This is a genomic window from Streptomyces sp. L500, from assembly GCF_054551825.1.
Window position 1 is genome coordinate 1 of sequence record NZ_JBTOLC010000044.1, and the last position, 22522, is coordinate 22522.

Annotated in this window: 18 protein-coding genes; 13 read left to right on the forward strand and 5 right to left on the reverse strand. The window is 73.6% G+C overall.

The window, feature by feature from the left end:
* Positions 1-129: 129 nt before the first annotated feature.
* From ACX9I7_RS27350 to ACX9I7_RS27395, 10 genes are all read left to right on the forward strand, one after another.
* Positions 130-837, forward strand: a complete 708-nt coding sequence (locus ACX9I7_RS27350; protein WP_459388837.1) for an RraA family protein — start codon at positions 130-132, stop codon at positions 835-837.
* A gap of 144 nt (positions 838-981) precedes the next feature.
* Positions 982-4095, forward strand: a complete 3114-nt coding sequence (locus ACX9I7_RS27355) for an AfsR/SARP family transcriptional regulator (protein ID WP_459388838.1) — start codon at positions 982-984, stop codon at positions 4093-4095.
* Positions 4096-4224: 129 nt separating this feature from the next.
* Entirely contained in the window at positions 4225-5232 is a 1008-nt protein-coding gene (locus ACX9I7_RS27360; protein WP_459388839.1) for an L-tyrosine/L-tryptophan isonitrile synthase family protein, read from the forward strand.
* Positions 5233-5264: 32 nt separating this feature from the next.
* A complete protein-coding gene (locus tag ACX9I7_RS27365) occupies positions 5265-6149 on the forward strand; it encodes a TauD/TfdA dioxygenase family protein (protein ID WP_459388840.1) in 885 nt (294 codons plus the stop codon).
* Complete coding sequence (locus ACX9I7_RS27370) at positions 6146-7660, forward strand: 4-hydroxyphenylacetate 3-hydroxylase family protein (RefSeq protein ID WP_459388841.1); 1515 nt, start codon at positions 6146-6148, stop codon at positions 7658-7660. The genes ACX9I7_RS27365 and ACX9I7_RS27370 overlap by 4 nt, the downstream gene beginning before the upstream one ends.
* Before the next feature lie 49 nt (positions 7661-7709).
* On the forward strand, positions 7710-9608 hold the full coding sequence (gene asnB / locus ACX9I7_RS27375) for an asparagine synthase (glutamine-hydrolyzing) (protein WP_459388842.1): 1899 nt from the start codon (positions 7710-7712) through the stop codon (positions 9606-9608).
* Entirely contained in the window at positions 9608-10582 is a 975-nt protein-coding gene (locus ACX9I7_RS27380) for a quinone oxidoreductase family protein (protein ID WP_459388843.1), read from the forward strand. The genes asnB and ACX9I7_RS27380 overlap by 1 nt, the downstream gene beginning before the upstream one ends.
* Before the next feature lie 28 nt (positions 10583-10610).
* A complete protein-coding gene (locus ACX9I7_RS27385) occupies positions 10611-11504 on the forward strand; it encodes a DODA-type extradiol aromatic ring-opening family dioxygenase (RefSeq protein WP_387570821.1) in 894 nt (297 codons plus the stop codon).
* Between the two features lie 173 nt (positions 11505-11677).
* On the forward strand, positions 11678-12322 hold the full coding sequence (locus ACX9I7_RS27390; RefSeq protein ID WP_459388844.1) for a DUF4360 domain-containing protein: 645 nt from the start codon (positions 11678-11680) through the stop codon (positions 12320-12322).
* A 52-nt stretch (positions 12323-12374) separates the two neighbouring features.
* A complete protein-coding gene (locus ACX9I7_RS27395; protein ID WP_392751674.1) occupies positions 12375-13025 on the forward strand; it encodes a DUF4360 domain-containing protein in 651 nt (216 codons plus the stop codon).
* Between the two features lie 62 nt (positions 13026-13087).
* On the opposite strand, the gene ACX9I7_RS27400 is transcribed toward ACX9I7_RS27395, so the two are convergent.
* A complete protein-coding gene (locus ACX9I7_RS27400) occupies positions 13088-14152 on the reverse strand; it encodes a cobalamin-independent methionine synthase II family protein (RefSeq protein WP_387570828.1) in 1065 nt (354 codons plus the stop codon).
* Between the two features lie 233 nt (positions 14153-14385).
* On the opposite strand from ACX9I7_RS27400, the gene ACX9I7_RS27405 reads away from it, so the two are divergent.
* The 3 genes from ACX9I7_RS27405 (at position 14386) to ACX9I7_RS27415 (ending at position 17553) form a co-directional block, all read left to right on the forward strand.
* Entirely contained in the window at positions 14386-15348 is a 963-nt protein-coding gene (locus ACX9I7_RS27405; protein ID WP_387570830.1) for an alpha/beta hydrolase, read from the forward strand.
* Positions 15345-16532: an acyltransferase family protein gene (locus ACX9I7_RS27410; RefSeq protein WP_459388845.1), complete on the forward strand. Its 1188-nt coding sequence runs from the start codon at positions 15345-15347 to the stop codon at positions 16530-16532. Before ACX9I7_RS27405 ends, ACX9I7_RS27410 begins: the two co-directional genes overlap by 4 nt.
* A 97-nt stretch (positions 16533-16629) precedes the next feature.
* Positions 16630-17553 (forward strand): MurR/RpiR family transcriptional regulator, encoded by a 924-nt coding sequence (locus ACX9I7_RS27415; protein ID WP_386729670.1) that lies wholly within the window; start codon positions 16630-16632, stop codon positions 17551-17553.
* 252 nt (positions 17554-17805) lie between these two features.
* On the opposite strand, the gene ACX9I7_RS27420 is transcribed toward ACX9I7_RS27415, so the two are convergent.
* The 4 genes from ACX9I7_RS27420 to ACX9I7_RS27435 form a co-directional block, all read right to left on the reverse strand.
* Positions 17806-18855, reverse strand: coding sequence for a methyltransferase (locus tag ACX9I7_RS27420; protein ID WP_387570836.1), 1050 nt, complete (start codon positions 18853-18855; stop codon positions 17806-17808).
* A gap of 61 nt (positions 18856-18916) precedes the next feature.
* Positions 18917-19756: an NAD(P)H-binding protein gene (locus ACX9I7_RS27425; protein ID WP_459388846.1), complete on the reverse strand. Its 840-nt coding sequence runs from the start codon at positions 19754-19756 to the stop codon at positions 18917-18919.
* Positions 19757-19880: 124 nt separating this feature from the next.
* Complete coding sequence (locus tag ACX9I7_RS27430; protein WP_358626784.1) at positions 19881-20879, reverse strand: histidinol-phosphate transaminase; 999 nt, start codon at positions 20877-20879, stop codon at positions 19881-19883.
* Between the two features lie 12 nt (positions 20880-20891).
* The gene (locus tag ACX9I7_RS27435) at positions 20892-22493 is read right to left on the reverse strand and encodes an FAD-binding oxidoreductase (protein WP_459388847.1); all 1602 of its coding nucleotides are present in this window, start codon (positions 22491-22493) and stop codon (positions 20892-20894) included.
* Between the last annotated feature and the right edge of the window lie 29 nt (positions 22494-22522).

The window sequence follows — 22522 nt, forward strand, 5'->3', positions numbered from 1 at the left end:
AGCCACAGAACCCCCACGCGTCGCGAAGGGCGGCGGCACCCCACCCCGGGGCGCCGCCGCCCTTCCCGTATGCGCCCCCGCCCCTAAACTGACCGTGACCTGTGTGGACATTGCGATGGGGGAGACCGCATGGACCGGCACGAGCTTCGGAAGCGCTGCGCGTCCCTGACCACGGCCCACCTGGCCGACGCGTGCGTGCGCGCCCGGGTCCCGGTGCGCTGCGGGCCCGCCGGGCTGAGCGCCGTGGAGCCCGGCGGCCGGCTGGCCGGACGGGTGCTGCCCGCCCGGCACGTCGGCAGCGTCGACGTCTTCCTGGAGGCGTTCGAGGACGCCGCGCCCGGCGACGTCCTCGTGGTCGACAACGGCGGCCGGCTCGACGAGGCGTGCGTCGGCGACCTCGCGGTGCTGGAGGCCCGGGGCGCCGGGCTGGAGGGCGTCGTGATCTGGGGGCTCCACCGCGACACCGCCGACATCCGGGCGATCGGGCTGCCCGTCTTCAGCCTCGGCGCGACCCCGGCCGGGCCCCTGCGCCTCGACGCCCGCCCCGGTGACGCGCTGGAGTCCGCCACGGTGGGGGAGTGGACGGTGAGCCGCCGGGACGTGGTCGTCGGTGACGACGACGGCGTGCTGTTCCTTCCGGCCGACCGCGCCGGAGAGCTCCTCGCGCTCGCGGAGAACATCCGCGACACCGAGCGCCGCCAGGCCGAACAGATCCGCGCGGGAGTCTCCCTGCGCGACCAGGTGCGCTTCGGCGCCTACCTCGCCCGCCGCCGGGAGGACCCATCCCTGACGTTCCGTGACCACCTGCGGGCCGTGGGCGGGGCCATCGAGGAGTAGCCGTCCGTACCGTTCCCTCCCAGGTCACGGCAAGTGGAACATCGTCCGCCGCATTCACCCTAAGGTTGAAGGACTTACATTCGTTCGAGTCGCGTACGGCGGAGCGGTGACGCGCTGTGCCCCGCGGCCGGTGGAAGGGTGGCCATGCGGGTCGATGTTCCGCGCGTCGAGTTCAAGGTGCTGGGGCCGCTCGAGGCCGTCGCGGACGGCCGGGCCCTGCCGCTCGGCGGGCCGAAACAACGCACCCTGCTCGCCACGTTGCTGGTCAACGCCAACACCGCCGTGTCCGCGGACCGCCTGTGCGACGAGATCTGGGGGGAGAGCCCGCCCGCGTCCGCCCACGCCAACGTCCGCAGCTACGTCGCCGCGTTGCGCAGGGTGCTCGGCCCCGCCTCCGGCGAGGACCGGCTGAGCCTGGGCCACCGCGGCTACCAACTGCGCGTGGACCCCGACGAGCTGGACCTGTACCGGTTCGAGGACCTGGTCGCCCGGGGGCGGGTCGCGCTGGCGGAGGGCGACCAGCGAAGAGCGGTCTGCAATCTGCGGGAGGCGCTCGCGCTGTGGCGCGGCCGCGCGTTCGACCGGGTGACGCACCACGAGGCCCTCCAGATCGAGGTGGCGCGCGTCGAGGAGGCCCGGCTGACCGCCTTCGAGGACTACGCCGAGACCCGGCTCGCCCTCGGCGAACACCGCGAACTCGTCGGCCAGTTGCTGGCACAGGTGGAGCGCGACCCGCTGCGCGAGTCGTTGTGGGCCAAACTGATGGTGGCCCAGTACCGCTGCCACCGGCCGGGCGACGCGCTCAAGTCGTACGCCCTCGCCCGCGCCGCCCTGCGGGACGAGCTCGGCCTCGAACCCGGCGACGAACTCCGCGGACTGCACCGCGCGGTGCTCACCAGGGACCCGGCGCTGGGCGACGCGCCGGGCCGGCCCGTCCAGCCGGTACGGCCCGTGGCCGTCTGGCGGCCGGACCCCCGGCTCCCCTCCGACATCGCCGACTTCACCGGACGCGACCTGGTGATGTCCCGTGCCGCCGCGCTCCTCGAACTCGCCGCCGCGCGTCCCGTGGGCGCGCTCCCGGCCGCCGTCCCCTCCGCCGGGCCGGCCCCGGCCGCGTCCGTGGTGGTCCTCACCGGTCCCCCGGGCGTCGGCAAGACCACCCTGGCCACCCGCCTCGCCCACCTGCTGCGGCACGCCTTCCCGGACGGCCAGTTGTTCCTCCACCTGGACGGCGCGCGCGGTCCCCGGCGCACGCCCGCCGCCCTCCTCGCGGAGCTGCTGCGCCGCGCGGGCGTCCCCGGCTCGTCCGTGCCCCGGGCGACCGTGGACCGCGTCGCGATGTTCCGCTCCCTCGCGGCCGACCGGAAGGCCCTGGTCGTCCTCGACGACGTACGGGACGCGGACCAGATCCGCCCGCTGCTCACCGGCGCCCCCGAATGCGCCGTCCTGGCCACCAGCAGGAACCGGCTCGCCGGCCTCGACGGCGCGCACCTCATCGACATCGCCCCCTTCGACGACGAGGAGGCGGCCACCCTGCTGCGGCGCATCACCGGCACCCGGCGCCTCGCCGTGGAACCGGAGGCGACCGAACAGGTCCTGGCGGGCTGCGCCGGCCTGCCCCTGGCGCTGCGCGTCGCGGGCGCGGCCCTCGCGAGCCGCCCCCACTGGCGGGTGAGCTGCCTGGCCGACCGGCTCGCCGAGGCACGCGGGTGCCCCGAGGAGCACCGGCACCCGGCGGGGGAACTCACCGCCCACGTCTGGCTCGCCGCCACCTACCGCGACCTGTCGCCCGACGCCGCGCGGGCCTTCCGCGCCATCGGCATGCTCCCCTCGCCCGAGTTCCCCGCCTGGGCCCTCACCGCCCTCCTGACCGCCCCGCCCGGCGACCGCCCCGCGGACCCCGACCCGCACCCCCGCCACGAACCCGGCGCCGGGACCGGCCGGACCACCGACGCCCTGCTCGCCGCGCTGCTCGAAGCGAACCTCGTGCGCGTCGCCCGTGTCGACGGCCAGGGCCGGCCCCGCTACCGCACTCACGACCTGCTGCACGCCTACGCCGCCGAGCGCGCCCTCGCCGAGGAGAGCGACGAATGGCGGCGGGCGGCCGTGGCACGACTGCTCGACGACTGCCTCTGCCGCGTCCGCGCCGCCGCCGAGCGGCTCGTCCGGGCGGGCACCGGCGACGTCGCCGGACCGGGGCCCTGGCCCGCCGCCGGCGAAGCCCAGGGGGCCGCGACGGACGACCCGTTCGGCTGGCTGGAGAGCGAACGGCCCGGCCTGGTCACGGCCGTCGAGTTCGCCGCCGCCTCCGGCTTCGGCGCGCAGACCGCCGAACTCGCCGCCGTCATGGAGGACATCTGCCACCTGCGGAACTGGTGGGACGAGTGGGAGCGGGTCGCGGAGGCCGCGCTCGACCGGGCCACCGCCGACGACGACCCCGTCGCCGCCGCCGTCGCCCAGGGCTCCCTGGCCAGGGCCCTGGCCGTACGGGGGCAGGTGGACGAGGCCGTGACCCGCTGGGCCCCGGCCATCGAACGGCTCGACGAGCTGGGCGAGGAGCACCACGCCGCCCGGCTGCGCACCCACCGCAGCTTCGCCGTCGCCGACCGGGGCATGGCCGCCCTCGCCCACGAGGACGCCGAGACGGCCGCCGCCGTCATGGAGCGCCTCGGCGACGCGCACGGCCGGGTCGTCGCCCTGCGCAGCCTGGGCTCCGCCCTGTTGTGCCGGCAGCGCGAGGCGGCGGCCATCGACGTCCTGGAGCCGGCCCTGGAGGCCGCGGAGCGGCTGGGCCACCCGCTCGCGCTCGCCGACGTCCTCCAGATGCTGGCCCGGGCCGAGATCGGGCACGGCAGGTTCGGCCGCGCCGCCCGTCATCTCCACCGCGCCCTGGCCGGGTTCCGCATGGTGCGGCACCGCCCGGGAGAGGCGTACGCCCTGCTGACGCTGGGACAGATGCACGTCGGCCTCGGCCTCGACCAGGCGCCCCGCGCGCTCGGCCCGCTCGGCGAGGCGGCGTCCATCTTCGCCGAGCTCGGCGAGCGCCGGGGCGCGGCCCTCACCGCGTACTGGCTGGGCCGCACCCACGCCGCCCTCGGGGACCCGGGCCGGGGCGCGGGCCACCTCGCCGAGGCCCTGGCCGGGTTCCGGGGCCTGCGCATGCCGTACTGGGCCGAGCGCGCCCGGCTGGAGATAGCCGCCGCCGCGCGCACCGCCACCCCGGCACGCCCCCTCGCCCAGGGGACACCCTCGGCATAGCGCCCGGCCCCCTTCACCACGGCGCGGCGCGCGGGCCCGACAGGCCCGCGCGCCGCGCCGCGTGGTCCTTGTGCGTTTCTCATGCGCCCGCCCGGCACCGTGGGAGCCACGTCCACGAAGGGAGACGCGGTGTCCGATCCAGCCGCACCCGATATCGAACTGGCCGCCGTAGAAGTACTCCGGGAGGTCCTCGCCCACCAGCGCAGACTGCGCGACGGAGGCTGCGCCGGACGGGTCTGCCTCCGGTGTGTCAGGCAGCACCTGGACACGGTGCGCAGCGCCATGGAGAGCGGACGGCGCATCGACTTCGTCCTGCCGGCGTTCCCGACGAAGTCCCCCAACCCCGCCAAGGTCCTCGGCCCGCTGCCCGACCTCGCCGAGGAGCTCGCCCTGCGCTTCCTCGACGGGCTGTGCGAGCGCGTCGCCGCCGTCTATCCGCCCGGCGCCGCCATTCTGCTCTGCTCCGACGGCCGGGTCTTCAACGACCTCCTCGGCGTGAGCGACGAGGACGTCACCGGCTACGTCCGGAGCATCGACCGGATGATCAAGAGGATCGGCGCGACCCACCTCGAGCAGTTCACCCTCGACGACGTCTACAGCGGCGCCGGCCACGTCGACATGCGCGCCATGCTGTCCTCCGGCTACGCCCCCACCGTCGAGGAGCTGCGCGAGGAGGTCCGTGCCGGAGGCGCCCCGCTGGCCATGTACCGGGGCATCACCCGGTTCATGCTGGAGGACCTCTCCGGCCCCGGTTACACCGGCACCCGGTCCGCCCTCCAGCGGCACTGCCGCAAGCTCGCCTACGGCGTCATCCAGCGGAGCAAGGCGTGGGGCGACCTGCTGGGGCAGCTCTTCCCCGCCGCCGTCCGGCTGTCCATCCATCCCCAGCCCTGCGCCACGGACAAGATCGGCATCCTGCTCGCCGACACCCCCGACGTCTGGCTGACGCCCTGGCACAGCGTCGCCGTCGAGACCGGCGGCCGCTACACGCTCATGAAGCGGGCCGAGGCCGAGGAGGCGGGCGCCGCCCTGGCGTACCGGGCGGGCCGCCCCAGCCACTACGTCCTGGAGCCGACGGCCGCCGGAACGGTCCCCGCCCCCGCGCACCGCGAGCCGTGGAACAGGGCCTGCGCGTGACCACCACCCCCACTCCGCCCGAGGAGACCACCATGACCGATGAGCACGGACCACTCACCGACCCGCTCACAGGCCCGCTCGACGACAGCCGCTACGCCGTGACGGCGATCGCCCCCTTCGGCGTGGCGATCCAGGCACCGGAACCCGGCGCCCACGTCCGCGACCTCGCCGTCGACCCCCTGCGCGCGCTGGTCCGCGAACACGGCGTCCTCCTGCTGCGCGGCTTCGACACCTTCGGCACGCCCGAGGAACTCTCCGCATACTGCGAGCGCTGGGGCGAGCCGAGCGTCTGGCCCTTCGGCACCGTCCTGGACCTGGTCGAGAAGGAACGGCCCGAGGACCACATCTTCGACTCCAGCTACATGCCGATGCACTGGGACGGCATGTACCGCGAGCAGATACCCGAGTTCCAGATATTCCAGTGCGTCCACGCCCCCGGCGCGGGCGACGGCGGCGAGACCACGTTCTCCGACACCGCCGCCGTGCTGCGGAACACCGATCCCGCGACCGTCGAGAAGTGGTCCCGGGTCACCGGCACCTACCAGCGCACGATGGAGTTCTACGACAGCGTCACCGTCTCGCCGCTCGTCACCACCCACCCCCACAGCGGCACCCCCGTCATCCGCTACAACGAGCCCACGGCCACCGACGACGCCGGCTTCGTCAACCACCCCGACCTCCGCTTCACGGGCCTGCCCGAGGAGGACCTCGCCGAGGCGCACCGCACCCTGCGCGCCGCCCTGTACGACCCCGCGCACCTCTACGCCCACAGCTGGCGCACCGGCGACCTGGTCGTCACCGACAACTACTCGCTGCTGCACGGCCGGAACGCCTTCACCAGCGGCGCCCCCCGCCACCTGCGCCGCGTCCAGGTGCTCGGCACCCCGCCGCTGGACAACCCGGGGCTGGTGCGATGACCACCCACGACACCCTCATGACGGGCGACGAGTACCTGGAGAGCCTCCGCGACGGCCGCCAGGTCTACCTGGACGGCGAACGCGTCAAGGACGTCACCCGCCACCCGGCCTTCCGCAACTCCGCCCTGTCGGTGGCCCGGCTCTACGACGCCCTCCACGACCCGGCCACCGCCGACGTCCTCACCGGCGTCGACGAGGCCACCGGTATCCGCACCCACAAGTTCTTCAAGCCCAGCCGCTCGGCCGCCGAGCTCGTCGAGGCCCGCGAGGCCATCGCCACCTGGGCGCGGATGAGCTACGGCTTCCTCGGCCGCACCCCCGAGTACAAGGCGTCCTTCATGGCCGGCCTCGGCGTGAACGCCGACTTCTACGGCCCGTACGCGGCCAACGCCACCGCCTGGTACGAGGAGTTCGCCCGCAAGGCCCTCTACCTCAACCACGTCATCATCAACCCGCCGGTCGACCGCAAGCGCGCCATCCACGACATGGAGGACGTCTACGTCCGCGCCGTGCGCGAGACGGACGCCGGAGTGGTCGTCAGCGGAGCGAAGATGCTGGCCACGGGCTCGGCGATCACCAATGCCGGGTTCGTCGCCCCCGTGGGCTCGGCCGCCCTCGTCCCCGGCAAGGCGGAGCCGTTCGCCCTGGTCTTCTTCGTCCGGATGGACAACCCCGGCGTGAGGCTCGTCAGCCGCACCCCCTACGCCAAGGCCGGGACGAGCCCGTTCGACGCCCCGCTCAGCAGCCGCTTCGACGAGAACGACGCCGTGCTCCTCCTCGACGAGGCGCTGATCCCCTGGGAGGACGTCCTCGTATACCGCGACATCGAGCGCGCCACCGGCTTCTACGCCACCTCCGGCTTCCCCAACCTCTACAACTTCCAGTCCGGGATCCGGCTGAGCGTCAAGCTGGAGCTGATGGCCGGGCTGCTCTCCCGGGGCACCAGGGCGAACGGCACCGACGCCTTCCGGGGCGTACAGGCCGCCGTCGGCGAGATCGTCACCATGCGCGACATGGTGTGGGCGCTCACCTCCGCCATGGCGTACGACCCCGAGCCCGGCAGCGGCGGCACGGTCGTCCCCCGGCTGGAGCACGCCTCCGCGATGCGGATGTACAACGCCCAGATCTGGGACCGGGTCCACGAGCTCTTCGAGACCACCCTCGGCGGCGCGCCGCTGGCCGTGCCCTCCAGCGCCCGCGACCTCGCCAACCCCGAACTGCGGCCGCTCATCGACCGCTTCTACCGGGGCTCGGACACCACCGCCGAAGACCGCATCAAGCTCCTCAAGCTGGTCTGGGACGCGATCGGCACCGAGTTCGGCGGCCGCCACGAGCTCTACGAGCGCAACTACTCGGGCAACGGCGAGCAGGTCCGGCTGGACGCGCTGCGCTGGGCCGGCAAGCGCGGCAGCCTCGCCCGCTACGAGGCCCTCGTCCAGGACTGCCTGGACGACTACGACACCGCCGGCTGGCGCCGGGGGCCCTGGCAGGACCTGGCCCCCACCGACTGACCGGCCCCCGCCCCCGACCGCCACCGAGAAACGGAGAACGGAGAACCACATGTGCGGCATCACCGGGTGGGTCGACTTCACCCGCGACCTCACCTCCGAGCACACGACCGTCACGGCCATGACCCGCACCCTGGCCGCCCGGGGACCCGACGCCGAGGGCCTCTGGCTGGACACCCACGCCGCCCTGGGCCACCGCAGACTGGCCGTCATCGACCTGGAGCACGGCGCACAGCCGATGCGCACCCCCGAGCGCGGCCCCGGCGACCGGCCCCGCGCCGTCGTCTCCTACGCCGGCGAGATCTACAACTTCCGGGAGCTGCGCGAGGAACTCGTCCTCCTCGGCCACCGGTTCACCACCCGCAGCGACACGGAGGTGGCGCTGCGCGCCTACCTCCAGTGGGGCGCGGACTTCGTCCACCGCCTCAACGGCATGTACGCGATCGCCATCTGGGACACCGCCCGCGAGGAACTGCTGCTCGTCCGCGACCGCCTCGGCGTCAAGCCGCTCTTCTACCACCCGACCGACGGCGGCGTCCTCTTCGGCTCCGAGCCCAAGGCGATCCTCGCCAACCCCCTGGCCGAGGCCGCCGCCGGCCCCGAGGAGCTGTGCGACGCGCTGCTGTTCCTGCGCACCCCCGGCCGGGTGCCCTTCCGGGGGATGCGCGAGGTCAAGCCGGGCCACCTGGTGCGCGTCGGCCGGTCCGGGATCGGCGAGGAGCGCTACTGGGCCCTTACGGCCCGCCCCCACACCGACGACCTGAGGACGACCGTCGCCACCGTCCGCGAGCTGCTCGACGACATCGTCCCCCGGCAGATGGTCGCCGACGTGCCGCTGGTCTCGCTGCTGTCGGGAGGGCTGGACTCCAGCACCGTCACCGCGCTGGCCGCCCGGACCCGGGCCGCCGACGGCGAACGCCTCTCCACCTTCTCCGTGGACTTCACCGGCCACACCGAGAACTTCCGGGCCGACGCCATCCGCCCCACCCCCGACGGCCCCTACGCCCTGGAGGTCGCCCGCCACGTCGGCAGCGACCACCACATGATCACCCTGGACCGGGCGCGGCTCCTCGACCCGGCCGTCCGCAAGGCCGTCCTCGGCGCCTGGGACCTGCCGTTCAACTTCGCGGACCTGGACGTCTCCCTCCACCTGCTCTTCGCCGCCGTCCGCGAGCACGCGACCGTGGCCCTGTCGGGGGAGGGCGCCGACGAGGTCTTCGGCGGCTACCTGTGGTTCTCCGACCCGGAGGCGAGGGCGGCCGGCACCTTCCCCTGGCTCAAGCTGGGCGCCCACCGCGGCCTCGACCCCCGGTCGCTGTTCCACCCGTGGTTCGTGGACGGCATCGACCTCGCCGAGTACGAGGCCGACCTCTACCGCACCGCCCTGGCCGAGGTCCCCCGCCTGGAAGGGGAGGGCGCCGAGGAGCGGCGCACCCGCGAGCTCGGCTACGTCACCCTCACCCGCTGGCTGCCCATCCTGCTCGACAAGAAGGACCGCATGGGCATGGCCGTCGGCCTGGAGGGCCGGGTGCCGTTCTGCGACCACCGCCTGGTCGAGTACGTCTTCAACGTCCCCTGGGAGATGAAGACCTTCAGCGGCGAGGAGAAGGCACTGCTGCGCGCGGCCGCCGCCGACCTGCTGCCCGAGTCGGTGCTCCGCCGCAAGAAGGCCGCCTACCCCTCGATCCAGGACCCCGCCTACGACCGCGCCCTCATCACCGGCCTCACCAAGGCGGCGGGCGACGGCGGAGCACCGCTGCGCCCCTACCTCGACGGCGACGCGGTGGAGCGCCTCACCGGCAGGACCGCCACCGGCAGCCTCTCCGAGTTCGAGCGCATCCTCGTCGAATCCACCGTCCGGATGGACGACTGGCTGCGCGCCTACGACGTCGCACTCACCGCTCCGGCATTCACCGCTCCGGCACTCACCGATCCGAAGGGACAGCGCTGATGCACGCCATCGAGATCCGGGAGACCGGGGGACCCGAGGTCCAGCTCTACGTCGAGAAGCCCGACCCCGGGCGGCCCGGCGAGGGCCAGATCCTCGTCGAACTCGCCGCCGCCGGGGTCAACTTCATCGACCTCTACCGCCGCGAGGGCCGCTACCCGCTGCCCGTGCCCTGCGTGCCCGGCGAGGAGGGCTCCGGCGTCGTCCTGGCCGTCGGCCCCGGCGTCACCCGCTTCGCGCCCGGCGACCGGGTCGCCTGGACGACCGTGCTCGGCAGCTACGCCGAACGCGTCCTCGTGCCCGAGGACAAGGCCATCGTCGTGCCCGACGCCATCGACCTGCCGACCGCCGGCGGCGTCCTCGTCCACGGCATGACCGCCCACTTCCTCGCCCACGACTCCTACCCGGCCCGCGCGGGCGAGACCGTGCTCGTCCACGCCGCCGCCGGGGGAGTGGGCATGCTGCTCACCCAGATGCTGGGGCGCCGGGGCGTCCGCGTCATCGGCACGGTCTCCACCGAGGAGAAGGAGCGGATCGCCCGCGCCAACGGCTGCGACGAGGTCATCCGCTACAGCGAGACCGACGACCTGGCCGCCGAGGTCCGCGCGCTCACCGGCGGGGAGGGCGTCCACGCGGTCTACGACGGCGTCGGCGCCGCCACCTTCGACGCGAGCCTCGCCTCGCTGCGCGTGCGCGGCACGCTGGTCCTCTTCGGGGGCGCGAGCGGCGCCGTGCCGCCCGTCGACGTGATGCGGCTGATGTGGGGCGGCTCGCTCACCCTGACCCGGCCCTACCTGGAGCACTTCCGGGCCACCGTCGAGGAGTTCGAACGACGGGCGAACGACGTGTTCCGGGGCATCGCCGACGGCACGCTCAGGTTCACCGTCGCCGGGACGTACCCCCTCGCCGAGGCCCACCGGGCGCACACCGACCTGGCCTCCCGCGCGACCTCCGGAAAGCTCCTCCTCGTCCCGTGAAGTCCCGTCCCGCAAAGGAGAACCCGTCATGGGCGACATCGTCGGCGCGGGCCTGCTCTCGCACGCGCCCGTCATCATGTTCCCCGAGCACATACGCGTCAAGGAGAACGGCGGCCGCGACTTCACCCTCGCGACCGGGCTGCGGCGCCTCCGCGAGGAGGTGATCGACACCGTCGAGCACGACACCGTCGTCGTCCTCGACTCCCACTGGGCGACCACGACCGAGACGGTGATCACCTCCCATCCGCGCCGCGCGGGCCTGTTCACCTCGGACGAGATGCCCGGGGCCGTCAACCGGCTGCCCTACGACCTGCCCGGCGACCCGGAACTCGCCGACGCGGTGGCGGAGTGCGCGGCGAAGCGCCCGCTGTGGCTCGCGGCGAACGACGACCCGTATCTGCCGGTCCACTACGCGACGCTCAACCTCTGGACGTACCTCGGGCGGCCCGGGACGCCCTGGGTGTCCGTCTCGATCTGCCAGACCGCGACCACCGAGGACCATCTGCGGGCCGGCGAGGTGATCGCCGAGGCGGTCGCCCAGCTGGACCGGAAGGTGCTGCTGCTCGCCTCGGGCGGGCTCTCGCACCGCTTCCGGCCGCTGGCCGAGCTGCGCGACCGCATGGCCGGGGACCCGGACAACATCGTCACCCCCGAGGCCCGGGCGGCGGACGAGCAGCGGATCGCGTGGCTGGAGGAAGGCCGCCACGACCGGGTCCTGGCAACGATGCCGGAGTACCGGCGCTTCGCCCCCGAGGCGCGTTTCGGCCACTACCTGACGCTCGCCGGAGCGCTCGGCGGCGCGGAGTGCGCGGCCCGGGGCCGTCGCTTCAGCGCCTATGAGAGCGGTATCGGGACCGGCCAGGTCCACGTCTGGTTCGACCGCCCCGAAGCCGGCCGGCGGCACGCGACGGTCCGCCGGTGAACCACGCCGGGGCCGGGCCGCTCGCCACCTCGGCGGCAGGCCCGCCCCGGTGCTGGACCAGGCGGGGGAGCGGAGGTGGCTGGAGTTGAGCTGTACATGGCTTATAGCCGGTGCTGGCATGGACCGCGCGAAGGGCGTCCTCTCGGACACCACCCACCAGCACGGAGGTTCCCATGCTCAGACCTCTCCTCGTCGGCGGCGCGGCCGTGGCGCTCCTCGGCGCCTCCTTCTCGCCCCAGGCCGCCGCGGCGTCCAAGGCTCCCCCGCCCGACCGGATCGTGATCGACGTGGTCGCGGTCAACGGCTCGGGCTGCCCCGCGGGGACGACGGCCGTGGCGGTGGCGCCCGACAACACCGCCTTCACCGTCTCCTACAGCAACTACCTCGCCCAGGTGGGCGTCGGTTCCAAGCCCACCGACTTCCGCAAGAACTGCCAGCTCGGCCTGAACATCCACGTCCCCCAGGGCTTCACCTACGCCATCTCCCGGGCGGACTACCGCGGCTTCGCCCACCTGGAGAGCGGCGCGACGGGCCTGGAGAAGGCCAGCTACTACTTCCAGGGCCAGTCCCAGACCTCCTCCGCCAGCCACCGCTTCGCCGGCCCGGTCAGCGACGACTGGCAGACCTCCGACGTCACCGACGTCGCCTCCCTCGTCTACGCCCCGTGCGGCGTGCAGCGCATCCTCAACGTCAACACCGAACTGCGGGTGAGCGCGGGCTCCTCCGACCCGTCGAGCACCAACAGCTTCCTGGCGATGGACTCGACCGACGGCAGCGTCAACACCCTCTACCACTTCGCCTGGAAGGAATGCCCCTGACCGGGGGCCGTCCGGTGCCGGCGCGCGCCCCTAGGCAGTGGGAGGGAACCCGATGTCCGTACCGGTGACGACCGGTGGCGCGGCCGTGGCGCTCCTCGCCGCGACCTTCGCTCCCGGGGCGGCGGCCACGACCGTGCCGCCGCCCCCGGACCGGATCGTGATCGACGTGGTGGGAGTCAACGGGTCGGGCTGCCCGGCCGGGACGGCACACGTGGCCGTCTCGCCGGACAACACCGCCTTCACCGTCTCGTACAGCGGCTACGTCGCCCAGGTGGGCGTGGGGGCGAAGCCGACCGACTTCCGCAAGAACTGTCAGCTCAGCCTGAACGTCCACGTCCCCCAGGGCTTCACCTACGCGATCGCCAAGGCCGACTACCGCGGCTTCGCCCACCTGGAGAGCGGCGCCACCGGCCTCGAACGGGCCAGCTACTACTTCCAGGGCCAGTCCCAGACCGCCTTCGTCAACCACCACTTCAGCGGTCCGCAGAACGACGACTGGCAGGCGTCCGACACCACGGACATCGATCAACTGGTCTACGCCCCGTGCGGCGCCATGCGCTACTTCAACATCAACACCGAGCTGCGGGTGGACGCCGGCACCTCCGACCCCACCAGGACGACGAGCCTCATGGCGATGGACTCGACCGACGGCAGCATCAACACCCTCTACCACTTCGCGTGGAAGGAGTGCCCCAAGCCGTGAGGGCCCGGCTGTAGTGCGGGTGGCGTGCGCGACCGCGCACGCCACCCGCTCGGGGTACGCGCTCACACCCCCAGCGTCGCGGCGGCCAGGGCGGTCCCCTCGACCCGGGCGCGGACCTTCGCGAACGCGGTCTCGCGGGAGGTGGAGGTGTCGTCGGCGAAGGGGGAGAAGCCGCAGTCGTCGCACGTGCCCAGCCGGTCCGCGGGCAGGTGCCGGGCGGCGGCCAGCACCCGGTCCCGTACCTCCCCGGGCGTCTCGACGCGCGGGTCGATGGGGTCGGTCACCCCGACGAACACCCGTACATCGGTGGGCAGATGGTCGGCGATGACGGCCAGCACCTTGTCCGGATCGGGTTCACTCGCGAGCTGGACGTAGAAGTTCCCGGCCCGCAGCCGCAGCAGCCTCGGCAGCAGCTCGGCGTAGTCGACGTCGAGGCTGTGAGTGGAGTCCAGGTCGCCGCCGGGGCAGGTGTGCACCCCGATCCGCGCCCGCTCGGCCTCGGTGAACCGCTCCAGCACCCGGTTGTTGAGCGCCACGAACTGCTCCAGCACCCCTCCGGAGGGGTCCAGCTTCAGGGAGAGACGCCCCTCGGTGAAGTCGAGCTGCACCACGTGCGCGCCGCCCTCCAGGCAGCGCCGGATCTCCGCCTCCGCCTCGTTCGTCAGGTCGTCCAGGAACGCCTCGCGCGGGTAGCCGTCGATGCCGTCGGGCGGATAGAGCAGGCTCAGCGCCGAGGGCGCGATGACGGCCTGCTTGACCGGTACCTTCGCATGCCGCTTGGCGGCCGCCAGATAGCGGTCGGCGTGGCCGGTGTAGCGCAGCGGTCCGGCCGTCAGTCTGGGGAGCCGCCGCGTGTGCCCGTCCGCGAACGGGATCACCACGCCGTCGGGCGCCAGCCGGTCCAGCCCCGCGACGGGATAGGTCGCGAAGCTGGGCTTGGCCTGCTCACCATCGGTGACGACCGGCGAGCCGGCCTCCTCCAGGCGGGCGATCGTGTCACGGACCGCGAGGTCCTGGGCCGCCGCGAGACCGGCGTCGTCGAGCTCGCCCGACGCGTGGGCCGCCATGGCCGCGAGCAGCTCCGGGGTACGGGGAACACTGCCGATGGGTTCCGTGGGAAGAGTCACCCCGCGAGCGTAGATAACACCCTGTACCTCATCAATCGCACAACTGACCACTGAGGAAAGGGAATTGACGAATCGTCGCTTTCAGGCCATCCCGTGATGACACCGGGCCGACCCCCTACCCGTCATACCCCGGAGCTACACGAAAGGTGGCTCCCCGGCGGGACGCCGACCGCACGGCCGTCTCCCTACCTTCCGTACCGCACCCCACAGATCCGGTACGGAAGGACCCACCCATGGCGCCCCGCCCTCGCAGCCGCCGTCTGCGCCGCACCCTGCTCGCGGCCCTCGTCGCCGCCTCGGTGGCCGTTCCGGTGGCGGGCGCCGCCCGGCCCGCGGCCGTACCGGCACCCGCCCCGGCTCCGCTCGCCCCGCTGCGCGACACGGCCCCGGCCACCCTCGCCGAGCGCTACACCACCGGCCGCGCCGGCATCCTGGCCGCCGAACGGGCCGCCACCGCCCACGGCGACCACCGGCGCGCCGCCAACCTGCGCGCCATGGCCGACCCCACCCGGCACTTCCTCTCCTTCGACGGCCGCGACGGCGGCCGCACCACCGAGGTCTTCGGCGACCTCTCCCACGCCGAGCGGACAGCCGTGCTCATACCCGGCTCCGACACCAACCTGGACTCCTACGGGCGACTGCGCGACGGAGCCACGGCCCTCCAGCGACAGCTGGGCGACCGCGCCGCCGTCGTCGCCTGGCTCGGGTACCGGACGCCCACCCTCCTCAGCACCGACACCATCAGCCCCGACCTCGCCGACGCCGCCGCCCCCGCCCTGCGCGGCTTCGTCCGCGAACTGCGCGCCGCCGCGCCCACGGCCCGGCTCTCCCTCCTCTGCCACTCCTACGGCTCCGTGGTCTGCGGCAGCGCCGCTCCCGGCCTGGACGTCGCGGACATCGTCCTCTTCGGCAGCCCCGGCACCGGCCGCGACAACGCCGCCGCGCTGCGCACCCGCGCCACCGTCTGGGCCGGCCGCGGCGCCGGCGACTGGATCGGCGACATCCCCCACGCCCGGATCCCGCTCCACTTCACCAGCGTCGGCTTCGGCACCGACCCGGTCTCGCCCGGCTTCGGCGCCCGGGTCTTCCCGGCGGGCGACGGCGGCCACAGCGACTACCTCAAGCCCGGATCACCGTCCCTGACGAACATCGCCCGGATCGTCTCCGGCCGGACGCCCGACGGGGTGACCCGATGACCTCCCGCACCGCCCTCCGCGACCTCGTCCGGCGCGTCGAGGCCGCCACCCCGCCCGGCCGGGACCGCGCCCTCGACGCGCTGCGCGCCCTGGCCGTCCTCGGCGTCGTCCTCGGCCACTGGCTGGTGACCGCCCTGGTCGCCGACAGCGGCACCGTCCACAGCACGAGCCCCCTGCGACACCTGCCCGCACTCACCCCCGCGTCCTGGGTGTTCCAGACCCTGGCCGTCTTCTTCCTCGTCGGCGGGATGGTAGCGGCGCGCGGCCACGCCGCCGCCCGCGCCCGGGGCACCACCTACGGGGCATGGCTGCGCGCCCGTGTCACCAGGCTCTTCGGCCCCGTGCTCGCCGTCCTGACGGTCTGGGCCGTGGCGACGGCCGCCATGCTCGTCGCCGGTGTCACCCCGGACACCGTCCGCACCCTGTGCGATCTGGTGCTCTCCCCGCTGTGGTTCCTGCTGGTCTTCACGGCGCTGACGGCCGCGACCCCGCTGGTCGCCCGGCTCCACCCGGCCTGGCCGCTCGCCGTCGTCCTCACCGTCGACGTCCTGCGCTTCGGCCTCGGCGCGCCCGCCTGGCTCGGCTGGATCGACGTGGCGGCCGGCTGGCTCGTCCCGTACTGCCTCGGCGCCGCCTGGTCCCGGCGCCTTCCCCGGAGCCGGGCGACCGGATGGGCCCTGCTGCTCGGCGGCGCCGCCGCCACCGCCGGACTCGTCCTGTACGCCGGCTACCCGGCCTCCATGGTCGGCGTCCCCGGCGCCCCCGTCTCCAACCTCAACCCGCCCACCCTCGCCGCCGTCACCTTCGGCCTCGCCCAGTGCGGCGCCGCCCTGCTGCTGCTCGGCCCGCTGCGGCGGCTCCTCACCCGCCGCCCCGCCCTCTGGGCGGCCGTGGCCCTGCTCAACCTCTCCGTGATGACGGTCTTCCTCTGGCACCAGACCGCGATGATGGCGGTCACCGCGACCGGCCTGCTCGCCGGCGACCCGCTGCCCGGCCTCCACACCCCGCCCGACGGCCCCGGCTGGGTGCTCGCCCGGCTCGCCTGGCTGCCCGTGTTCGCGGCCGCCCTCCTGGTGTGCGTGGCCGCGTTCCGCTCCTACGAGCGGGGACGCCCCCGCCGGGACCGCCGGACCGCGGGCGGACACCGCACCGCCCCGGAAACGGTCCGCGCGGCCGGTTACTGAGCCCTCGACAGGCCCGCCGCATCGGTGGACGATCACCTCTCACCGGCCACGACGGGTGGGTTATGTTGAGCCGGAGAGTCGAGAAGGGGGCACACCGGTGCGATCAGGGCAGCAGGCACGCGCGCAGGCGTCCGCGATCACTCCGGGCGGACGGCCCCCGGGGGCCGAGCCGCCCCCGGCCGACACCGTGCGCGCCCTCTTCGGCGGCCACCGGCTGTCCCCGGCCCAGCGGCGCATCGCGCAGTACATCACCGACCACCTCACCGAAGCCGCGTTCCTGTCGATCACGGACCTGGCCGAGCGCGTGGGCGTGAGCCAGCCCTCCGTGACCCGCTTCGCCACCTCCCTGGGCTTCAACGGCTACCCCGCGCTCCGTGAGGCGCTCCAGCCCATCGCCCTGAACGCGGTCGCCGGCGCCCCCGAGGCCCGGGCGGAGAGCCGCCGCAACGAACTCCAGGCGGCCGTCGACGCCGAGATCGCCAACCTGGAGAGCCTGCGCCGCGTCTTCGCCGACACCGACCGGATCCTCGACGTCGGCCGCGAACTGGCCCGCTCGGTCCCCCTGACCGTGCTGGGCCTGCGGATCTCCGTCTCCCTGGCCGAGTACTTCGCCTACGCGGCCCGGCGCGTCCACCCGGACGTCCGTCTGGTCTCGCGGGGCGGCAGCGTGGCCTACGACGCGCTGCTGCAGTCCCGGGAGGCGGGCGGCACCTGGGTGCTCGCCTTCGCCATGCCCCGGCACGCCAAGGAGACCCTGGCGGCCGTCCGGGCCGCCCGCGGCACCGGCCTGCGCGTCGCGCTGATCACCGATCTCACCCTCGGCCCGCTGGTGGACGAGGCGGATGTGACCTTCACCGCACCCACCGGCTCCCGCCTCGTCTTCGACTCGTACGCGGCCCCGGGCGTCCTGTGCGCGGCCCTCCTCCAGGCCATGGCCGACGCCGACCCCGAGCGCACCCAGCTCCGGCTGGAGAAGTACGAGCAGGCGGCGGAGCAGCACGCCTTCTTCCTGGACGACTGACGCCCCCGGCATGTCACCCCGGGGGCGTTTTCACGCTCACGCGACGCATGAATTTTTTCATGCCCTTGCGTACTCGGCGGTAAATATATTTACTTCCTCTGGCGCCCTGGTCCGGCGCCATGGTGACGACCACCAGGGACGAGTCCTCCTCTTCGCCCCGCGGATGTCGTCCGGGTGGTCCGCTCCCTCGGATCCCCCACTTTCCGGCGGCCCTGGTCTCCCCCTGGGCCCGGGCCGCCGGAAGAGAAACGTTCAGGCCTTGCGTGCCACCAGCGCCCCGTTGATCAGCGGCGCGTCGACGACCAGCCCGAGCCGGCGGACGTCCGTGAAACCCGCCCGGTTCAGCATCCCGGTGTAGGCGGCACGGCTGCGGTTGGTGCCGGCGGCCGTCTCGACCAGCATGTTCAGGCCCGCCACGGCACCCGCGACCGGACCGGTGCCGTCGTCGTCGAGGAACGCCTCGCCGATGATGACCTCGCCGCCGGAGCCGAGCGCGGCGTGGCACTTCGCCAGGATCCGCGCGCTCTCCTCGTCGCTCCAGTCGTGGAGGATGTTGGTCAGCAGGATGGCGTCGTAGCCGGTGGGCAGGTCGTCGGCGAAGAAGTCCCCGCCCAGCGCGTCCACCCGGTCGCCCACCGCCGTCTCCGCCAGCCGCTTCTCGGCCATCCTGCTGACGAACGGCAGGTCGTAGACGGTGGCCCGCAGGTGCGGGTGGTGGGCGCACAGCTCGCCGCAGAAGGAGCCCAGCCCGCCGCCGACGTCCAGCAGCCTCCGGTAGGCGCCGAAGTCGTGCGACAGGGCCATCGCCCGGGCGGTGAACACCGCACCGGAGTGCGCCGCCTTGGGGAAGAGCTCCGCCATGTGCTCGTCCCGCGGGTCGAACAGGGTCTGCTCGGTGTCCGGGTCCCAGGTGGTGGGCCGGTCGGTGCGCAGGGCGACGTCGAGCTTGCCCCACGCGTCGTACTCGCGCCGGTCGGTGAAGGTGACCAGGTCGCCGAAGAAGTAGCGCTTGCCGCGTACCAGGAACTCCTCGGACAGCTCTGAGTTGACGTACCGTCCGTCCCGTTTGTCGAGCAGCCCGAGCGAGGCGCACGCGGTCAGCAGCAGCGTCGCGGGGCGCGGGGCGAGCCCCTCGGCGGCGCCGAACTCCTCGGGCGTCGTGCCCTCGCCGCCGCTGAGCTTGGTGAACAGGTCGAAGTCGAGCGCGACCGCGAGCACCTTGGCGACGCGGAAGCCGTCCGCGATCGCCATCAGGGGCGCCGGGGTCAGCGGCTGGACGCCGGTGTACGAGTGGGTGTTCATACGACTTCCTCCCCGGGTGGCCGGCACCCGCCGGTGCCGGCCACCGCATGTGTGGACGTGATCAGCGGGCCTGGCCGGCCCAGGCGCCCGCTGCGGCGGCCGCGCGCGCGTACGCGTCGAAGCTCCGCGGCTCACGGCCCAGCGCGTCCCGGACACCGGTGCTCAGGTGCGCGTCGAAGCCGTTGCGGATGGCCGTGAACAGGCCCAGCAACACCCCGGCGTGCTCCTCCGGGACGCCGGCCTCGACCGAGCCCTTGAGGAAGGCCTCGCCGTCGAGGTCCACGAAGCGGATCTCCCGGCCCAGCACCGCCGCGATCTTCCCGGCGGCCTCGCCGAAGGTCAGCGCCTCCGGCCCGGACAGCTCGTAGACCTTGCCCGCGTGGTCGTCCTCGGTGAGCGCGGCCACGGCCACGTCGGCGATGTCCTCGACGTCGATGAAGGGCTCCTTGCCCTCACCCGTGGGCACCGCGAGGACGCCCTCCAGGATCTGCGGGAGGAAGAACGCCTCGCTGAAGTTCTGCGCGAACCACGTCGGGCGCAGGATCGTCCACTCCGCCCCCGACCCCCGCACCGCGTGCTCGGAGGTCAGGAACTTGTCGTCGCCCGCCGCGTCGATGCCGCGCGCCGACAGCAGCACCAGCCGGCGGACGCCCGCCGCCACGGCCTGCCGCACGAACGGCGGGACCACGGCCCACGCCTGGCTCGGCACGGTCGGTGCCACCAGGTAGACGGCGTGGACGCCGTCCAGCGCCGCCGCCCACGTCGACTCGTCCTGCCAGTCGAAGCGCGTCTCACCGCTCCGGCTCGCGGCGCGTACGTTCTTGCCCGCCTCCCGCAGCCGGTCCGCCACCCGGCGGCCGGTCTTGCCGGTGGCGCCCAGCACCAAGAATGTCTCGCTCATCTCGTCCTTCCCGTGCTCCGCGATCGGTCGCCCGATCGATGGGTTTCTCCTTCGGTGGTGCAGCCGGCCCGAGGTTCGGCCGGACGTGGTGGGGGCCCCTCCCCGCGCGGGGAGGGGCCCTTCGTCAGGCGGCCGCCGGACCGGCGGCGCGCAGGACGAGGTCGTTGGCCTCCGGCAGGCCCACGGTCAGCCGCACGCCTTCGCCCGGGTAGCAGCGCACCAGCGCCCCGGCACCGCCCAGCGCCGCCGCGAGGCGCTCGCTCGCGTCCCCGGCTCCGAGCCACAGGAAGTTGCCGTGGCTCGGGAAGCTGTGCCAGCCCAGCCGGGTGAGCCCCTCGCGCAGCCGGTCGCGCTCGCCGACGATCGCGTCGACGCGCGCGGTGAGCTGCTCCCGGGCCCCCAGCGACGCCGCCACCCCGACCTGGGCGAGCGGGCTGATGCCGTACGGCAGCGACGCCTCCCGCAGCCGCCCCGCGAGCTCCGGCGCCGCGACGCAGTAGCCGACGCGCAGCGCGGCCAGCCCGTAGGCCTTGGAGAAGGTGCGCAGGACCAACAGGTTGGGGTGGTCCGCGAGGTGGTCCAGCCCGTCGGGGATCCCGGGGTCGCGGGCGAACTCGTGGTACGCCTCGTCCAGGACGACCGTGACGCGCTCCGGCAGGGCCGCGAGGAAGGACTTCAGCGCGGTGCGGTCGAAGACCGTGCCCGTCGGGTTGTGCGGGTTGCACAGCACCACGACCCTGGTCCGGGGCGTGACCGCGGCGAGCATCCCGTCGAGGTCCTGCTCACCGGCGGCCGTCAGCGGCACCTGCACGGCCTTCGCCCCGGCCATCCGCGTGATGATGGGGTAGGCGTCGAACGACCGCCACCCGTACACCACCTCGTCGCCCGGTCCCGTGCACAGGTCGAGGACCTGGAGCGCGATCCCGACCGAACCGTTGCCGACCGCCACCGCCTCGTGGGCGACCCCCAGCCAGTCGGCGACCATCCCGACGAGCGTGACCGGGGTGAACTCCGGATAGCGGTTGACCGCGTCCAGCTGCGCCGCGAGGGCCTCGCGGACCTCGGGCAGCGGCGGGTAGGGGTTCTCGTTGAGGTGCAGCCGGAGCTCGTGTAATCGCGTCATCCTTCTCCGACCTCACTTCACCGGTATGGACTGGGCGTGGCGGAAGACGTCGTGCGGGTCGAAGGCCTGCTTGGCCGCGACCAGGGCCTCGAGGTTGCCTGCGTAGTACAGCTGGTGGGCCGAGAGGCCCGAGCTGTTGTACGCGGGGTCGTCGAGGTCGGTGTCCGGGTAGTTGACGTAGCAGCCGTTGGTGACGTCATTGGGCACGGGCACGCCGCCGGTCGGCGCGTACACGTCCGCGTAGAAGTCCCGCAGCCACTTCAGGTGGGCGGCGTCGTCCGTGCCGGGAGCCCAGGTGGTGACGTAGTGGAGCTCCATCACCGAGTCGCGGTGCGGATACGCCGTGGCCTCCCGGGGACGGGTGTTGATCTTCCCCCCGAAGGTGATCATGAGGAGGCGGGCGGCCGGGTTGCCGTAGGCGACCTCACCCCCGAGGTGGCGGTACATCGCCCGCAACTGCTCGTCCGGCAGGCACGCGCGCTGGTAGGCCGACTTGGCCTTGAAACTGAACGTGGGGCTGTTCGGCCCCGTCAGGCCCGGCCACATCGTGGCGTGGAGCCACGGCAGGCGCAGGACCTGCGTCTTGGGCGTCAGACCGGTGCCTTCGCCCACCGCCGCGAGGAAGTCGTTCAGCAACTGCTCCGAGTCCGGCCGCGTGGCGTCGAACTGCGCGATCATGGAGAACGAGCCCGCCGCGCGCGGCGTCGGCATGAACTGGCTGTAGAGGGCGGCGTACGGCGAGTCCGCGGCGCTGTTGTTCTCGCACCAGGTGCTGTAGTTGCGCACCAGCCGGGTGAAGCTCTCCTCCGTCACCTCGGCCCACTGCCAGGTGACCGTGGAGACGAAGACCTCCCCGGGCGGCCTGGGCAGCAGCGTGGCCGGGTCGTTCCCCTTCGCGCCCGGGGCGCGGAACCAGTAGCGGGTGGCGATGCCGAAGTTGCCGCCGCCACCGCCGGTGTGGGCCCACCACAGCGCGCCCTTGGGCCGGCCCTCCTCCCAGTCCTCGCGGGTGGCCACGAGGGTGACGACCTTGCCCGCGGCGTTGACGGTGACGACCTCGACGGCGTGGAGGTAGTCGACGGTCAGGCCGTGCAGCCGCGACAGCGGGCCGTGGCCGCCGCCCGCGATGTGCCCGCCGATGCCCACCGAGGGGCAGGCGCCGCCGGGGATGGTGACGCCGAAGGCCTTGTACAGCGCCCGGTACACCTCGCCGAGCGTCGCGCCCGGCTCGATGGCGAAGGCGCCGCGCCGCTCGTCGAAGTACACGGCGTTCATGTGCGACAGATCGAGGAGGAGCTTCGCGTCGATGCCGAAGCCCTCGTAGCAGTGCCCCCCGCTACGAATCGCGATCTTCTTGTCGGCCGCGAACGCCTCGCGGACCGCGTCCTCCACCTGGCGCCGGGTGTGGACCAGCCGAATGGACTCGGCGTTCGAGATCCAGCGCTGGTTGTACCCGCGCCGCAGGTCCGCGTACCGGGCGTCGCCGGGCGCGACGGTGACCGCCCCGGCCCGAGTGGCGTCGTCCAGGACCGCGGCGGGCGGTGCCGTACCGAGCGCGACGCCGCCGACGGCGGCCTCCCCGGTGTCGACGGCACGGCGAGTGTCCTGCTCCATCTTTCTCCCCCTGATTGTTTTCCTGGTGC

Bases quoted from the DNA above. Each gene is read 5' to 3' on its own strand.
- ACX9I7_RS27350 (WP_459388837.1), top strand. From the start codon at position 130: ATGGACCGGCACGAGCTTCGGAAGCGCTGCGCGTCCCTGACCACGGCC.
- ACX9I7_RS27355 (WP_459388838.1), top strand. From the start codon at position 982: ATGCGGGTCGATGTTCCGCGCGTCGAGTTCAAGGTGCTGGGGCCGCTC.
- ACX9I7_RS27365 (WP_459388840.1), top strand. From the start codon at position 5,265: ATGACCGATGAGCACGGACCACTCACCGACCCGCTCACAGGCCCGCTC.
- ACX9I7_RS27370 (WP_459388841.1), top strand. From the start codon at position 6,146: ATGACCACCCACGACACCCTCATGACGGGCGACGAGTACCTGGAGAGC.
- asnB (WP_459388842.1), top strand. From the start codon at position 7,710: ATGTGCGGCATCACCGGGTGGGTCGACTTCACCCGCGACCTCACCTCC.
- ACX9I7_RS27380 (WP_459388843.1), top strand. From the start codon at position 9,608: ATGCACGCCATCGAGATCCGGGAGACCGGGGGACCCGAGGTCCAGCTC.
- ACX9I7_RS27385 (WP_387570821.1), top strand. From the start codon at position 10,611: ATGGGCGACATCGTCGGCGCGGGCCTGCTCTCGCACGCGCCCGTCATC.
- ACX9I7_RS27390 (WP_459388844.1), top strand. From the start codon at position 11,678: ATGCTCAGACCTCTCCTCGTCGGCGGCGCGGCCGTGGCGCTCCTCGGC.
- ACX9I7_RS27395 (WP_392751674.1), top strand. From the start codon at position 12,375: ATGTCCGTACCGGTGACGACCGGTGGCGCGGCCGTGGCGCTCCTCGCC.
- ACX9I7_RS27405 (WP_387570830.1), top strand. From the start codon at position 14,386: ATGGCGCCCCGCCCTCGCAGCCGCCGTCTGCGCCGCACCCTGCTCGCG.
- ACX9I7_RS27410 (WP_459388845.1), top strand. From the start codon at position 15,345: ATGACCTCCCGCACCGCCCTCCGCGACCTCGTCCGGCGCGTCGAGGCC.
- ACX9I7_RS27420 (WP_387570836.1), bottom strand. From the start codon at position 18,855: ATGAACACCCACTCGTACACCGGCGTCCAGCCGCTGACCCCGGCGCCC.
- ACX9I7_RS27425 (WP_459388846.1), bottom strand. From the start codon at position 19,756: ATGAGCGAGACATTCTTGGTGCTGGGCGCCACCGGCAAGACCGGCCGC.
- ACX9I7_RS27430 (WP_358626784.1), bottom strand. From the start codon at position 20,879: ATGACGCGATTACACGAGCTCCGGCTGCACCTCAACGAGAACCCCTAC.
- ACX9I7_RS27435 (WP_459388847.1), bottom strand. From the start codon at position 22,493: ATGGAGCAGGACACTCGCCGTGCCGTCGACACCGGGGAGGCCGCCGTC.